Origin of the sequence: Psychrobacter sp. 1Y10, assembly GCF_052259005.1 — a bacterium.
Classification (GTDB): Bacteria; Pseudomonadota; Gammaproteobacteria; order Pseudomonadales; family Moraxellaceae; genus Psychrobacter; species Psychrobacter saeujeotis.
Genome location: NZ_JBQQES010000007.1, coordinates 105152 through 119761, shown reverse-complemented (window position 1 = coordinate 119761; position 14610 = coordinate 105152). Strand labels below are relative to the sequence as shown.

13 protein-coding genes and 1 pseudogene are annotated in these 14610 nt (G+C 42.4%); 9 read left to right on the top strand and 5 right to left on the bottom strand.

Translation table 11 applies throughout. The features are described 5' to 3' along the window. The first annotated feature begins 32 nt into the window (after positions 1 to 32). The 3 genes from ACTXGH_RS10305 to ACTXGH_RS10295 all read left to right on the top strand — a co-directional run bounded on the left by ACTXGH_RS10305 (position 33) and on the right by ACTXGH_RS10295 (position 2652). Positions 33 to 1286: an FAD-dependent monooxygenase gene (locus tag ACTXGH_RS10305; protein ID WP_439296407.1), complete on the top strand. Its 1254-nt coding sequence runs from the start codon at positions 33 to 35 to the stop codon at positions 1284 to 1286. 17 nt (positions 1287 to 1303) lie between these two features. Next, positions 1304 to 1894 carry an OmpA family protein gene (locus ACTXGH_RS10300; protein ID WP_439296406.1) on the top strand — a complete coding sequence of 197 codons (591 nt, stop codon included), beginning with the start codon at positions 1304 to 1306 and terminating at the stop codon, positions 1892 to 1894. Between the two features lie 77 nt (positions 1895 to 1971). Continuing rightward, positions 1972 to 2652 carry an OmpA family protein gene (locus ACTXGH_RS10295; protein WP_439296405.1) on the top strand — a complete coding sequence of 227 codons (681 nt, stop codon included), beginning with the start codon at positions 1972 to 1974 and terminating at the stop codon, positions 2650 to 2652. A 24-nt stretch (positions 2653 to 2676) separates the two neighbouring features. Here ACTXGH_RS10295 and ACTXGH_RS10290 read toward each other — a convergent pair whose 3' ends face one another. The 3 genes from ACTXGH_RS10290 to nadA form a co-directional block, all read right to left on the bottom strand. Further along, positions 2677 to 3585 (bottom strand): LysO family transporter, encoded by a 909-nt coding sequence (locus tag ACTXGH_RS10290; RefSeq protein WP_439296404.1) that lies wholly within the window; start codon positions 3583 to 3585, stop codon positions 2677 to 2679. A gap of 109 nt (positions 3586 to 3694) precedes the next feature. Then, positions 3695 to 5608 (bottom strand): L-aspartate oxidase, encoded by a 1914-nt coding sequence (nadB, locus tag ACTXGH_RS10285; protein WP_439296403.1) that lies wholly within the window; start codon positions 5606 to 5608, stop codon positions 3695 to 3697. Between the two features lies 1 nt (position 5609). Further along, positions 5610 to 6749 (bottom strand): quinolinate synthase NadA, encoded by a 1140-nt coding sequence (gene nadA, locus ACTXGH_RS10280; RefSeq protein WP_439296402.1) that lies wholly within the window; start codon positions 6747 to 6749, stop codon positions 5610 to 5612. A gap of 313 nt (positions 6750 to 7062) precedes the next feature. Between nadA and ACTXGH_RS10275 the strand changes: the two genes are divergently transcribed. The 4 genes from ACTXGH_RS10275 to ACTXGH_RS10260 all read left to right on the top strand — a co-directional run bounded on the left by ACTXGH_RS10275 (position 7063) and on the right by ACTXGH_RS10260 (position 11715). After that, the gene (locus ACTXGH_RS10275; RefSeq protein WP_439296401.1) at positions 7063 to 8118 is read left to right on the top strand and encodes an NUDIX hydrolase; all 1056 of its coding nucleotides are present in this window, start codon (positions 7063 to 7065) and stop codon (positions 8116 to 8118) included. A 304-nt stretch (positions 8119 to 8422) separates the two neighbouring features. Continuing rightward, positions 8423 to 9304 carry a carboxylating nicotinate-nucleotide diphosphorylase gene (gene nadC, locus ACTXGH_RS10270; RefSeq protein WP_439296400.1) on the top strand — a complete coding sequence of 294 codons (882 nt, stop codon included), beginning with the start codon at positions 8423 to 8425 and terminating at the stop codon, positions 9302 to 9304. A 165-nt stretch (positions 9305 to 9469) separates the two neighbouring features. Then, on the top strand, positions 9470 to 10111 hold the full coding sequence (locus tag ACTXGH_RS10265) for a MarC family protein (protein WP_439261204.1): 642 nt from the start codon (positions 9470 to 9472) through the stop codon (positions 10109 to 10111). 317 nt (positions 10112 to 10428) lie between these two features. Beyond that, the gene (locus ACTXGH_RS10260) at positions 10429 to 11715 is read left to right on the top strand and encodes an NAD(P)-binding domain-containing protein (protein ID WP_439296399.1); all 1287 of its coding nucleotides are present in this window, start codon (positions 10429 to 10431) and stop codon (positions 11713 to 11715) included. Positions 11716 to 11821: 106 nt separating this feature from the next. Here ACTXGH_RS10260 and ACTXGH_RS10255 read toward each other — a convergent pair whose 3' ends face one another. Further along, positions 11822 to 12424 carry a LysE/ArgO family amino acid transporter gene (locus ACTXGH_RS10255; protein WP_439296398.1) on the bottom strand — a complete coding sequence of 201 codons (603 nt, stop codon included), beginning with the start codon at positions 12422 to 12424 and terminating at the stop codon, positions 11822 to 11824. A gap of 183 nt (positions 12425 to 12607) precedes the next feature. Between ACTXGH_RS10255 and ACTXGH_RS10250 the strand changes: the two genes are divergently transcribed. Continuing rightward, positions 12608 to 12856: a hypothetical protein gene (locus ACTXGH_RS10250; protein ID WP_439296397.1), complete on the top strand. Its 249-nt coding sequence runs from the start codon at positions 12608 to 12610 to the stop codon at positions 12854 to 12856. 608 nt (positions 12857 to 13464) lie between these two features. Further along, positions 13465 to 14175: a hypothetical protein gene (locus ACTXGH_RS10245; RefSeq protein ID WP_439296396.1), complete on the top strand. Its 711-nt coding sequence runs from the start codon at positions 13465 to 13467 to the stop codon at positions 14173 to 14175. Positions 14176 to 14407: 232 nt separating this feature from the next. Here the strand turns inward: ACTXGH_RS10245 and ACTXGH_RS10240 are convergent. Beyond that, a pseudogene (locus tag ACTXGH_RS10240) lies at positions 14408 to 14593 on the bottom strand (IS110 family transposase); the annotation flags it as partial. Between the last annotated feature and the right edge of the window lie 17 nt (positions 14594 to 14610).

Sequence of the window (14610 nt, the reverse complement as noted above, 5' to 3'; positions counted from 1 at the left end):
CCCTAACACGTCCTGATATCGAGAGCTAACTTATGACAAACAACCATACACTCATTATCGGCGGCGGTATCGTCGGTGCGACGCTGGCGCTAAAGCTGGCGCAGGCCAAAATGCCCGTGACCTTAATCGATGCGCGTCCTGTCCGAGATAAGTCTGCATGGCAGCAAGTGCTACGCCGCCGCGATGCCCGCGTTTATGCGCTGAGCATCGCCAGTATTGTGCTGCTAAAAGACGTAGGCGCTTGGCAAAAGATAGCACTATCTGGACGCAAGGCGGATTACTCGCAGATGCAGGTATGGCAGCTCAATGGCATAGGCGAGCTATTATTTGGCGATAGTGAGAGCATTGCGCCAGAGCTACTTGGCAGTATGGTTGAACCAGCGGTCATCGAGTATGCCTTGTGGCAGTGTCTGTCTGAGGAAGATGTCAGTGACTATCTGACTGTCATCGCTGGACATAAAGTTGTGGGAATGGATTGGTTAGGAGCACAGCAAGGCTACCGTGTGACTTTAGATAATGATACAGCTATCGATGCCCAACTGTTGATTGGTGCAGATGGTCGTGGCTCATTTGTGCGTAAGCAAGCCGGGATTGAGATTGACATCCTTGATTATAATCAAACGGCGATTTGCTGTGCGATTCAAACTGCCAAACCCCATCAAGCCACCGCCCGCCAAGCCATGTTACCGACCGGCACGCTGGCACTGTTGCCATTAGCGGATATCACTGATGAAGATAAAGCCAGTCCGCAACATTGGCAGTCGATTGTCTGGACACTACCGCGCAATCAAGCATTAGCATTGCTTGAAGAAGAGCCGCGCTACATCGCTGATAAACTGGCTGCTGCCTGTCATTACGAGCTGGGCGCTATCCATAAGATTGAATCAATCGCCAGCTTTCCACTGACCGCGCAACAATCGAAGAGTTATGTCGCTGATAATTTGGTATTAATTGGTGATGCTGCGCATGGCGTGCATCCACTCGCTGGACAAGGGCTAAACCTAGGGATGCTCGATGTTCAAGCGCTAAGTGAACAGCTGATGCATGACTTTGCCCGTAGTGGCAGTACGCTTTGGGGCACCAATCAAACCCTACGTACTTATGAGCGTCTGCGCCGTCCCCATAATAGTCTAATGATGCATAGCTTTTCAGCGCTTAATTGGCTATTTGCAGGAGACATCGCTCAGCTACGTCCCATCCAGCAGATACGTAGCGAAGGTATGTACCGTGTGGGGAAGATTAAGCCATTAATGCGGCTATTTGCGAAGCAGGCGAGTGGAGTTTAACTGAAAAGGAGTTTGCTATGAAAAAAAGTATATATTCGGCGATTATTATTTTTAGCAGCGCTTTGAACTTATATGCATGTCAAACTACGCCACAATTAGTAGCGGCTAATCAGCAAGCGCCTATCGTAGCGCTCGTCGTTCCAGCGATTTTAGACTCAGATGGCGATGGCGTTCCTGACGACATCGACCAATGTCCTGCTACGCCGTGGAATGTAGTCATCGATGAAAGAGGCTGTCCCCATTCCTTACTTTTTGGTGAAAACGAATTTATGATGGAAGCTAGAGCCTATTATGATGAAAATAGCAGTGAGATAAAAAGTGAGTATTATGAACAGCTAGATAACGCAGGCAAAAAAATGCAAGATCATTTGGACGCTGTCATGCGTGTTGAAGGGCATATATCCAAGCGTGAAGAAACTAGCGCCAATCAAACATTATCAAGATACCGTGTGGAAGGGATTAAAAATTATATGATCATGAAACATAATATTGATCCTGATCGTATTAAGACCGTTTACTATGGATCAGAGCGCCCGATTGCGCTAAATGATGCCGAAAACAGTTGGCTCAACCAGCGTATTTATGCGCTTATTAGTAATGTTGAGTAATATATTGAGCATTTTAAAAAACGTGAAAGTGATGATAGGCAAGGCCTTTAGTTATTCTAGATGAAGAGAGCGTAATAATGACCATTAAAACCCATCGCACGTTGTTGTTACTAGCAGCATCTATAATATTAGCTGGCTGCCAAACTACCGAAACTATACCGCAATATGAAAACATCAGGACGATGCAGGCGGATAGCGATTTAGATGGCGATGGTGTGCTTGATGCCATAGATGAATGCCCTGAAACGCCACCTAACGTAGTGGTCGATGCTAAAGGCTGTCCAGTAGTGGTTTATACAGGTTCGCTAGAAATGCAGTTGCAAGGATTTTTTGAACCGATGAGCAGTCAATTAACTGACGAATATGATCAAGCACTTGCAATAATTGAAGAAAACCTTCATGAACAACCAGATGCCAAGGTTTTTATTTTTGGTCATGTAGCATCAAACGAGCTTGCGATGATAGCGCCTGATGAAAATAATTTATCACGTAACCGTGCTATTAATGTCAGGAATAGGTTAGTAGAAAAACATCACATTACCTCTGATCGTATTTCTACTTATGATTGCTCAGATAGATATCCATTTATAGCTACAGACTTTAGCGAAAGTGATCTTTCAGGTATAGAGTCAAAAGATAGAAGGGTAACTGTCAAAGCAAGTACGCAAGTCAAAGACCTAGCAAATATAGAAAACCCAAGTGATTGGAAAAACTATGAACCATATCTAAAGCGCTGCGAGATATTTAAATCTGAATGATAACGTCAAAAAAACGGTCGGTTTTTAAAAAGCCGAAAACAGCACCATCAACACCGGCGAGACGATATTAATAATAAAACCAAAGCTAATTGCCAGTGGCACGACCTTTAAACCGCCTGACTGTTGAATAATTGGCAGCGTAAAGTCTAAACTGGTTGCGCCGCCAAGGCCGACCGCAGCTGATGGATACTTACGCATAAACACAGGAATAAATATCAAGGCAAAAAACTCACGTATCAAGTCATTAAATAGGGCGACACTGCCCCAAACTGCGCCATAAGCATCGGTCATAACGATTGCTGATAGCGAATACCAACCAAAGCCAGACGCTAGTGCCAAACCTTTCGTCCACGACACTTCACTAAATAGCAGGGCAAAAACAAGACCGCCTGCTAATACGGCAAAGGTAAAGACGATGCTCATCTCAACGCCCCGCTTATTAAGCAGCACCTCTTTCAAAGTAATGCCTGAACCTTTGAGACCAATACCGACCAGTAAAATTAATATCATTAGCATGACGGTCATAGTATTTTCAGGCGGCATATAATCAGCGGGTAAGAAATAGCCAATGATCATACCTAGCATGACACAAAAAACTTGCGCTAAGCTACCTCGAATACTGACGCGGTGCTCTTTAGATTTTGCGACAGGTTTTTTGGCTTGCCAAGGTTTTAGATGATCAAATATCATCAGGCCAAATAGCCCAGTACCGATAGTCAATATCGATAAGATGGTGACATACAGCGAGATTTCACCTATTTGACTACTCAGCCCTTCTACTTGCGACAGCTCAATACCAATCAAAGTTAAGATGATAAAAACCAAATAAGACAAGCCTTTATCGGCAAGCCTAGTCATTTTAGGATTAGAGGGAATGGCAAAGCCAATAAACATTGGCATTAATACCAAAACAAGGGTAACTAGGCTTTGCATGATGATGGGCTCGCAGCTTTTGAAGGCGTTTTTAGGAAGCTGGAGATTGTATCATATTAGGCTATAAATGCTGGAACAAGCAGACAAAAATTGCCATATTCTCACTATTTTATAAGGTGCTAATAGCTGATCGCGAAAGCTTATCTTGTTGGCTATATTCTTGACCGACTACAGCAAATTTATCAGATGCGTAAATATGACTAGGCAAACTGTTCAATAAAGGGGCAATTACACTCACTTTAGGCTTACTTGCTAGGTTTGGATAATCCTTTCGGTAATGTCCACCGCGACTCTCATGACGCTGATAAGCAGACTGAATAACCAAGATCGCCAATCGCAACTGTCTTGCTAATTGAAAGTAGGGCAACTCATTCAGAATAGTGGCGTTATCTTTGTTACTGATATCCGTTTGATTGGGGTTTGTACAGCCAAGCTGTTGTTGCCACTTTTGAATTTGTACCAGTGCTTGTGCTAATGATTTAGCTTCTCGAGTAATACCCATATGAGACGTCATCAAAGCTTTTAATTCTGCGGTTATTGCAGTGATGTCGGCATTCGTATTGATGCTGACGTTGACGTTGTGATTAACGTTAAAGTTACTTTTACACTCAATAAACGGTGGCAAAGTAATACGCTGACAATCTTCAAACGTTGGCAATGTCCAAATGTCATGGATTGATTGGTCTAAACTGGTATAAATTGACGTTGTATCTAACTTTTCAGTTGCTTTTAGATAGCGCGGTAAGTCAGCCGCGATATTGCGCCCAACCACCACACACTCCGACAATGAGTTGCTCGCTAAGCGATTGGCTCCATGTAGCCCTGTATAAGCAACTTCACCTGCCGCATACAGCCCTAGCACATCGGTCAAACCATTAGCAGACGTCACCACGCCACCGCAACTATAATGAGCGGTAGGGGCGACTGGAATGGGATCGGTAGTAATATCGATACCGATGTCTAATAGTGTTTGATAAATCTGCGGAAAATGCGCTTGTATAAATGCAGCTGGCAAGTGACTAATATCAAGATGTACGTAGCCAAGTTCATTCTCATTAATTTGCTCAGCAATCGCTCGGGCGACGATATCTCGCGGTGCTAACTCTGCACGCTTATCAATATCGAGCATAAAACGCTTTCCGGTTTGCGGACAATACAACCGCCCACCTTCACCGCGCAGTGCTTCAGAGATTAAAAAGCTGCTATCATCTAACGCTAACCCCGTCGGGTGAAATTGAATAAATTCTAAATTGGCTAGTCGACAGCCTGCTTGCCATGCCATCATCACGCCATCGCCGACACAGACATTGGGGGCGCTGGCACGTTTAAATAGTTGCCCCAAGCCGCCACTAGCCATTACGACAGCGCGACTATGAAAGGTAAGCTTACGATTATTAATGTGGTCAAAAACCAGCGCACCTTGGCATTGGTTATTTTGATTAGCGCTATTTTTTAAAAGGTTAAGTGCTTCATGGTAGGGAAGGATAGTGATGTTAGATGCAGCTTGCGCTTTTAAAATCAAAGCTTCCATAATATGTCGACCGGTTGCATCATCAGCATGGGCAACTCGTCGGCAGCCATGCCCACCTTCTTTGGTTAGATGTAATTGAGAGAGCTCAAAACCTGATTTTATATGATCTTTTGATTCTTGCTGAGGAATTTTAGTAAACGGTACGCCTTGCTCGCACAGCCACTGTACCGCTTGCTGTCCAGCGCTTAGAATATTGGTGGTATTATCAGTTTCACATAAGCCTGCGCCAGCGACCAAGGTGTCAGCGATATGGGCAGCTATTGAATCGTTTTTGTCCAAGCTGGCTGCGATACCACCTTGCGCGTAATGACTTGAGCAAACCTCCAATGCTGCTTTACTTAGTATCATAATGCTCAGCGATTTTGGCAAAGCAAGAGCAGTGCTTAGTCCCGCTAGGCCAGCACCAATAATAAGTACGTCTGTTTTCCTAACATCATTAACATCAGTAGTAGCGTTATTGTTTGCTCTAGCCAATACGCGCGCCTCATTCATATTAGGCAGCTCCAACGTTAGCAAATAGCGCACGGTCTTTGACAATATCTCCGCTCGCGGCCACACGTTGCTTTTGCGCTTCGGCAAAATCAAGCATGCGTTGTAGTGGTTTTTTTGCACCTGCTGCCAGCTCAGGCGTCATTAATATTTCACCGCTGCGCTGAGACAGACACTGCTCAATTCCTTTTAGGCCATTCATCGCCATCCATGGACAGAATGCACAGCTTTTACAACTGGCGCTCTCACCAGCGGTCGGCGCAGCTAAGAAACGTTTGTGTGGCGAGCGCTTTTGCATCTCGTGCAAGATACCCAGGTCGGTAGCGACAATAAAGGTATCGGCATCCAGCTCATACGTTGATTTTAATAGTTTGCTGGTTGAGCCAACCACATCAGCGAGGTCGACCACGTTATCAGGTGATTCAGGATGTACCAAAACCTTAGCGTCAGGGTGTTCTTCTTTTAATTGTATCAGCTCAGTCGCTTTAAACTCGTTATGTACTAGACAAGACCCTTGCCACAGCAACATGTCTGCGCCAGTCTCTTGTGCAATGTATTTACCCAAATGACGGTCAGGCCCCCAAATGATAGGCTCGCCTTGGGCATGCAAGTGACGCACGATGTCGATACCAACGGACGAGGTCACGACCCAATCAGCTCGCGCTTTAACTGCAGCGCTGGTGTTGGCATAGACCACCACCGTACGTTCAGGATGAACATCACAAAATGCTGAAAACTCATCGGCAGGACAGCCCAAGTCAAGCGAACACTCAGCCTCCAAGTCTGGCATAAGTACCGTTTTTTCCATGCTTAGTATTTTTGCCGATTCGCCCATAAAACGTACGCCAGCGACGATCAATGTTTGCGCACTATGCGCTTGCCCAAAGCGTGCCATCTCCAATGAATCACCAACACAGCCACCTGTTGCTAATGCTAAGTCTTGAATAAAAGGGTCGACATAGTAGTGGGCGACCAATACTGCATTGTGCTCTTTTAATAGCTGCTTAATGTTTTCTTCAACTGCGAGACGTTCGGTGCGCGTCAGGTCTGCTGGTATTCTAGCTTTGGCATATTCGATGTTCATTTGAGTAGCAATACGATTATCAGTACTCATGATGGGCGCGTCATAAGGATAAGTTTTCATAAGTGCAAGCCTTTTGTGCGGTAACGACAAGCAATATGTCGCTAAAATAAATCAATTAAAAACAGCTAATAAATAGAACTATATTAATTATGCTCATTTTGAGCATAAAAACAAGATGTTTTTGTATGTTTTATAATTAAAATAATAAGTTTGGACAGTATTAATGCTCTTATTGATTTGAACTAAGCGGTATTCTCAGTTAATAATTACAACCGTTTCCTACGATAAATCATGATTCACGCTATACTGATCCTTGTCCAACATAAATCGCAAATTATCAATCATTAGCCATTAAGGATAATAATAAAGAACTATGACGTTGTCTTACTCACATGCACATCAGCAAGGCAGTGGTACCACAGAAGTGGTCGCTGTATTAGTGTCGATTAACGAGCATACCGCTCGTGTTTTAACGGTTGATCAAGGCAAGCTACTACCTAATGGCCCCCTCATGCCATTGCATCGCTCGTTGCAAGCTGGCGTACGTCAATGGGTCGAAGAACAAACACAGCAGCCACTTGGGTATATAGAGCAGTTATATACCTTTGTCGATACCAATAGACGTAGTGTCGATGGGCATGCGTTGGTTTATGTCAGCTATCTGGGTTTGGTACAAGAAACCCAAACACAAGAGCTGCAGAGCCAAGCCATATGGCGCGACTGGTACGATTATTTTCCTTGGGAAAACCACTTAGAAGGTATGCCAAGTATTATCATGGATTTTATTGTGCCAACACTGTTAGATTGGGCAAATGATACGGAGGATACAACCGCGCAGCGCCGTCGTCATCAGCGCATCAGACTGTGTTGGGGGTTGAATGAAGCGTTCTTGGCAGATGAAAATGTCAAACACAAAGACGCTGGTACTAATTCAAATAGTGATAACAATAATGAAGGCAGAAAGTGGGTGGCTGAGCATGTACTGCTACGCTATGAAATGCTTTATGAAGCAGGGTTGATACCTGAAGCGCCAAGCTATCCAGCAAGCTATTTATCCAACGCTAAAACCGCTCACTTACCTGAAAATTGGTCGCAGCTAATAGGCGTACCCATGTATTACGATCATCGCCGGGTGATAGCTACTGCCATTTCACGCCTGCGAGCCAAGATTGAATATCGACCACTGATTTTTGGTTTGATGCCCGATGTTTTTACCTTATCGCAGCTACAAAAAAGCGTTGAGGCATTATCAGGAGTACGGCTACATAAGCAAAATTTTCGCCGTTTGCTTGATTCTCAAAACTTGGTAATAAAGACAGGAGAGAGCAGTAGCACTCAGCGCGGTAGGCCGGCCAAACTGTATCGTTTTTGTCATGACATTGAGCTACAAAGTTTGCTTATGGACAGTAAGCTTCCAAAGCGCAAATAGGTAGCAAACTACTATAGCGAGTCCTAAATAAAAGTAGTAAAAAAATTATAATACGCTACTGAGATAATTTTTCCTTGCTTGCTGTGCCTACGCAGACAAAGGCTGCGCAAAAATTACCTCAGTAGCGTTGTATTTAATTTGTAGTAGATCGGCTATATCATTTTCACTATTCATAAAATTATTGAAATAATGAAAGTTATTACCTTATCTTGCGAGCTTACTCATTTTAAGTTATATTTATGCTCATTTTGAGTTTAATTAAATAAAATTCATATCAAGCATTGCGCATAAAAAAGGACTAAAGATGACAGTCATACAAGAACCAGCATTAGATAAGGTATTGCTTAAGCCATTGGTTGAAGTGGCACTAACAGAAGATTTGGGTAGACGTGGTGATGTCACATCTCAAGCAACTATCCCAGCTGATATGCAAGCACAATTACAGATTAAAGCGCGGCAAGCAGGCGTGATATGTGGGATGGATTTGGCACGATTGTCCTTTGCTTTGGTTGATGCGCAAATTGAGTTTACTGCTCAAGTTGCTGATGGTGAGTTGGTTGATGCTGATACAGTATTAGCAACTGTCAGCGGCAACGCGCGTCATCTATTGACAGCCGAGCGTACCGCATTGAACTTTATGACGCATCTAAGTGGTATTGCGACAGCGACGCGGCAGATTGTCGATAGTGTGGCAGAGTATCCCGCGCAAATTACCTGTACGCGTAAAACTATTCCAGGTCTGCGTACGGTACAAAAGTACGCGGTACGCTGTGGCGGCGGGCGCAACCATCGCTTGGGTTTGGACGATGCGATTTTAATTAAAGACAATCACATTGCCATTGCAGGTGATATCAAGACTGCCATCAAGCAGGCACAGAATTTCGCCGGTCACCTGATCCCGATTGAAGTTGAAGTCGATACGTTAGAGCAGCTACAGCAAGCGCTAGATGCTGGTGCAACTTTAGTTTTATTAGATAACATGTCACCTGAGATATTGACGCAAGCAGTAGCAATGTGTAAAGGTCGCGCTAAAACTGAGGCATCAGGTGGCATTACCCCTAAAACGGTACAAGGGGTCGCAGAGACGGGCGTTGATTTTATTGCAATGGGCTATTTGACGCACAGTACGACCGCATTAGATATCGGTCTTGATTTCAGTACTGAATTAGTGCTGAATGAGCAATAATTCGCTCATTACTAAGAGGTGTAAATATTAACCAAAGTTAATGATTTAATTAGGTTATCTGCCTATGCTACAATGCCGCTGTTAACCGATTATTGGGTCATCGTTGCACTCGCACGATGGCCTTATCTTTTGCCTGATTTTTATCGTTAAACAAGCGAGCGCTCAGTGAATACTGAAATTATCAAGATTATCTTAGCCTTTGTGGTATTGATTAATCCTTTCGCAGCTTTGACGCTGTTTTTAGATTTAACCCGCGGCTACTCGATGATTGATCGTCGTAGGGTTGCTCGGGTAGCTTGTGTCACGATCTTTATTACTATTAGTTTTTTTACTGTAGCAGGCGAGATCTTGCTGAGAGCTTTGGGTATCTCGATTGGCTCGTTTCAGTTGGCAGGTGGCATACTGATATTTTTAATTGCTCTTAATATGTTGAATGGTGAGGGGAATCCAGTCAAACCTGACCAAGAAAACTTTGATGTCGAATTTGACAAATATGCAGCACCAAGTACCGCCTCAGCAGTAGTACCCTTAGCAATTCCTATGATGATCGGACCTGGCGGCATCTCAACTGTCATTATTTATTCGTCACAAGTCTCAGGTATATTGCAGGTATCTGCAGTCATTATCGCAGGGTTATTGATTAGTCTGTTTTGTTATTTAGCATTAATGGCAGCAGGCCGTATCAGTCGCTTATTAGGTGATACTGGGCTTAATATTATGAGCCGAATCATGGGCATGCTCTTGGCAGCAGTTTCTATTGAAATTATCGTTAGCGGCCTACGTACGCTGTTCCCTAATTTAATATAGAATGTTTGAGCGTTTAGTCACCTAATCATCTAACCTTTCACTTTTAATCAAAAGCCATCGTATTTGTATACTCTTGCACAAAAAATAGTAGAAATTCTGTCTTGTTTAAGAATGTTTTAAGTTCTGGTTTTGCTCATTTATAACTAACTAGCAGTGCTCCTAAATACCATTGATAATTATGTGTTATAGTAATTGTCCACTATTTTTAGCAGGAGTTGATCTTGAGTAAGAACAGAATTGCTATTTTGGGTGCAGGACCGAGCGGTTTAGCATAGCTGCGTGCTTTTGAAGCGGCTCGTTTAGCAGGCGTAAAAGACTTGCCTGAAATAGTTTGTTATGAAAAACAAAACGCTATTGGCGGTATGTGGAATTATAGCTGGCGTACAGGTTTGGATAGAAATGGTGAGCCTGTGCACGGTAGTATGTATCGCTATCTATGGTCAAATGGACCCAAAGAGTGCTTAGAGTTTGCGGATTACTCTTTTGATGAGCACTTTGGTGAGCCTATCCCCTCATATCCTCCGCGTGAAGTCTTAAAAGACTACATCATGGGCCGTATTGACAAGCAAGATATTCAAAAGTACATACGTTTTGAATGCCCGGTACGTTGGGTGTCTTTCGACGATGACACGCAAAAATTTACCGTGACGGTGATGAACCATAAAACCAATGAGCAAGAAGTCGAAGAGTTTGATTATGTCGTGGTTGCAACGGGTCATTTCTCAACGCCAAATATGCCGTATTTTGCAGGTTTAGAGACTTTCCCAGGTCGTATCTTGCATGCTCATGACTTTCGCGATGCATTAGAATTTAAAGACGAAGATATCTTACTGATTGGCAGTAGCTATTCTGCTGAAGATATTGGCACGCAGTGCTATAAGTATGGGACCAAATCAGTCACTATCAGCTATCGCACGCAAGCGCTTGGTTACGACTGGCCAGAGGGTATTAAAGAAGTGCCGTTAGTGACGCATTTTGAAGATGATGTGGCGCATTTTGCAGATGGTACCAGTCAAAAATTTGACGCTATCATTATGTGTACAGGCTACTTGTTTCATTTCCCATTCTTGCCTGATGAGCTGCGTCTACAAACGCACAACTGCTTGTATCCAGCCAACTTGTATAAGGGTATCTTTTGGCAGCCTAATCCAAAGCTTATCTATCTAGGAATGCAGGATCAGTACTTTACCTTTAATATGTTTGATGCCCAAGCATGGTATGCACGTGATGTAATGATGGGTAATATTGAATTGCCTGACTTGACGACACGGGAAGCAGATGAGCAAAAGTGGCTAGCGACTTATGATAAATCAGTAACGGTTGATGATTCTATCGATTTCCAAGCCGCGTATATTCGCGACTTAACCAATGCGACTGACTATCCTGAGTTTGCAGTAGAGAAGCAAGGCGAGATCCTAAAAGAATGGCAAGAGCACAAAAAAGACGGCATTATGACCTTTAGAGAAAAGGCTTATCGTTCTACTTTGACAGGTACACTAGCACCTGAGTTGCCAGAGCCTTGGTTAGATGTTCTTGATGACTCGTTAGAGCATTTTTTGAATTTAAGCTTCGTTAAGCCTAAAAAACGCAAAAAGGCATCATAAACTGTAAATCATAAATCGTTATAATGGTTAACCAAGCATGTTCAATGAATGTGTTTGGTTTTTTCGTTTTTGTAGCCTTTGTTTATAGTTGGATTTACTCACTGTTTTAACTTTGGTATAGATGCCATGCCAAATACAGCATCAGTATGCCGACTAAGGCATCTAGTATGTTCCAAGCTTTGGGTTTGGCAAATAATGGTCTTAGTAAGCGTGCGCCATAGCCTAGTGCAAAAAAGAAAAAGAACGAGGCACTGACTGCCCCAGCCGCAAATACAACTTTACTGCTTGCTCCTGTTGAAACCATCCCAACTAGCACCAATGTATCTAGATAGACGTGCGGATTAAGCCACGTAAAGCCAAAGCAGAGGAGTAGCGCCTTTTTTAGACTGGTGACTACTTGTCCGTCGACATCAAGAGCATGCGATAAACGTACACTAGCATACAAACTTTGTAACCCGTAGCCTAACAAAAATATGACACCAGCGAATTTGGCAATATCGACTACTTGTGGATAGCGTGCCGTGACTGCACCAAAACCGCCAACGCCAGCAGATATTAAGATTGCATCACTGAGCGCACAAAACAGGCAGACGAAAAATATATGCTCGCGTTTGAGGCCTTGCTTTAAGACAAAAGCATTTTGTGAACCGATGGCTATAATGAGTGATAAACCAAGTAAGAAGCCAGAGATATAATCGGGAGCATTCATAATGATATTAAAACACTTAAAGGTAATTACCAACAACTGATAGAAAGTTATAAACAATCAATAATAAGTGTTGGTAAGGCATGCATTGGTGCTGTGTGTTAGAACTTTATATCTGTTGTTAACTGGACACGCATAAATTTAGGTTATGCGCTTGAACATACAGGTTCCACACTTTGATTCGATATGATCGATTTTGTAGCGTATGAAATTTTTGTTCTTGAGCACCCAGATGCTAAACAAAGCTATAGTGAAACGCGTATTGAGCAAGCGTATGCTCACTTTAACACAATGAATGACGCGCAAATTAACTTACTTGAACAAAATATAATTACAGGGCCGCCTGATGGCGAAGGGTCATGTATAAGTGAGTCAATTACAGCTGCAATTGCTCAACTGTTGGCAGCCATGAGCAACTTTGGCGCGTGCGGATAATAATTTGGTCGATATGACCGTTGAGTTTGGGTCTTAAATTCACTTTGTGCATTTAAGAAATGTTGTTCGTGAGGACAATGGTTCGTTTTATGAAGCTGAGCACCTTGATGACGATAATGATATGGCGGGCTTATTGATGGATTGCTTAATGAAGAAAAACGCCGTGAAAAAATGCATGGCATAGCGATGCCAATTTCAATGCGCCTTCATCATGGTCATTTATTAGATGGGGAAGGGAAGCGAAGCGGGACAGCCTAATGCTGAGCCTGGTTATTCCTACCTTGGGCGTTTAAAGGGGTTAGCTGAACTACGCAGTATAATTCATGCTATTTCGCATTTTAAGTACTCATGATTTAAATAAGTTTAGCCGCTCATATCTATTTTATAGTTTCGATGAATAGGTTAGGGCTTGATATAAAAGGCTGCTATGAGCGATAACCGGACATTGAAAAAGTTAAATTTATTCCTGCTTTTTTGAGTAGAAGCCTAATTTTGTCCGATAACATTATTAACCGCCGTTTTGGTGTGCTATAAACCACCAAAATGGTGTTTCATAAGTTGTTAGCTTGCAAAAGTTACTTCATCGCAAATTTTAATAAAGAATGTTTATGTTACTTACATTAAATGAACTAGAAAAATCTCAAGATATTACCTATTTAGCACTTAAAGAAAGTTTCTTTGTTTTTCCAGAAGGAGAAAATTCGAGTGAAAGGTTTGATTTGAGATTAAAAGCCAAGCAGAGAATTGATGATATTGTAATGTTTCATCGGTATGTTATGACGATATATGAAAGCAATAAAGAACAATACGAGCCGATATATGATCAATTTAATGAGCATCATGCACGTATGTTCGATGAAGTTTCTGATGAAAACAAGCATTTAGCTAGAATTTCATTTCCCAACTTTAATTGGAAAGAAGAACAAGAGCAAGTTAAGGCAATTTCTAATGAAAGTCTAATCATAAACTTATGGGCGACTATAGAACAATTTACTAATCGGGCAGCGAAATTGGTTAACCCTGATGATAACTCTTCCCATCGTTGGAATGTAGTGGAACAAAGCCTGTCAAATTTCGGAGTTGATGTTACAGCTATAAGTTCATATGGCAATATTAATGAACTGCGAGTGGTTAATAATAAAATAAAGCACTTATATTATGTTGATGAACAACTATCTCAGTTTGAAAGTTTTAATGGTTACCAAGGTCAAAGTTTAAACTCAATTGATTTTGAATTACAACGATATATATCTTCTTCATACCATTTTTTAATTGCACTCATAAATTCAGTCGGTGAAAGCATTTACTACCCAGAATAGGATAGGTATTCGCCACAAGCTAACAATCTGTTTAAGAGTGATTCGCAGCGCGTGGCATTTTTACTATGCATTGAGTTTAGTGTTCAAGCTGGTATAAGGAAGCTTCGGTATTGCGTTGCTCACGCCTTAACAGGGCTACATAGACTCCCCTTTGTCAAGCAATAGCATTTCTGACAACAAGAAGATCTGACAGCAGCTCTACATTCGGCGTTTATTAGCTTTGTTACGCTATCGCCCAGTAATGCGCGCCAGAGCAGGCTTCCATACCAATAATACACGGTGGTAATTTAGCTATTTCAACTAATAGGTTGTTTCGTTTAACAGTTTTGCGAAATTTGCACTTGTCATGCTCATCAATAGCGTGAATACTAAACACTAACTTGGCTAAATCAATGCCAACAGCTTTAATTACAGACATATGGACTCCTCATATTT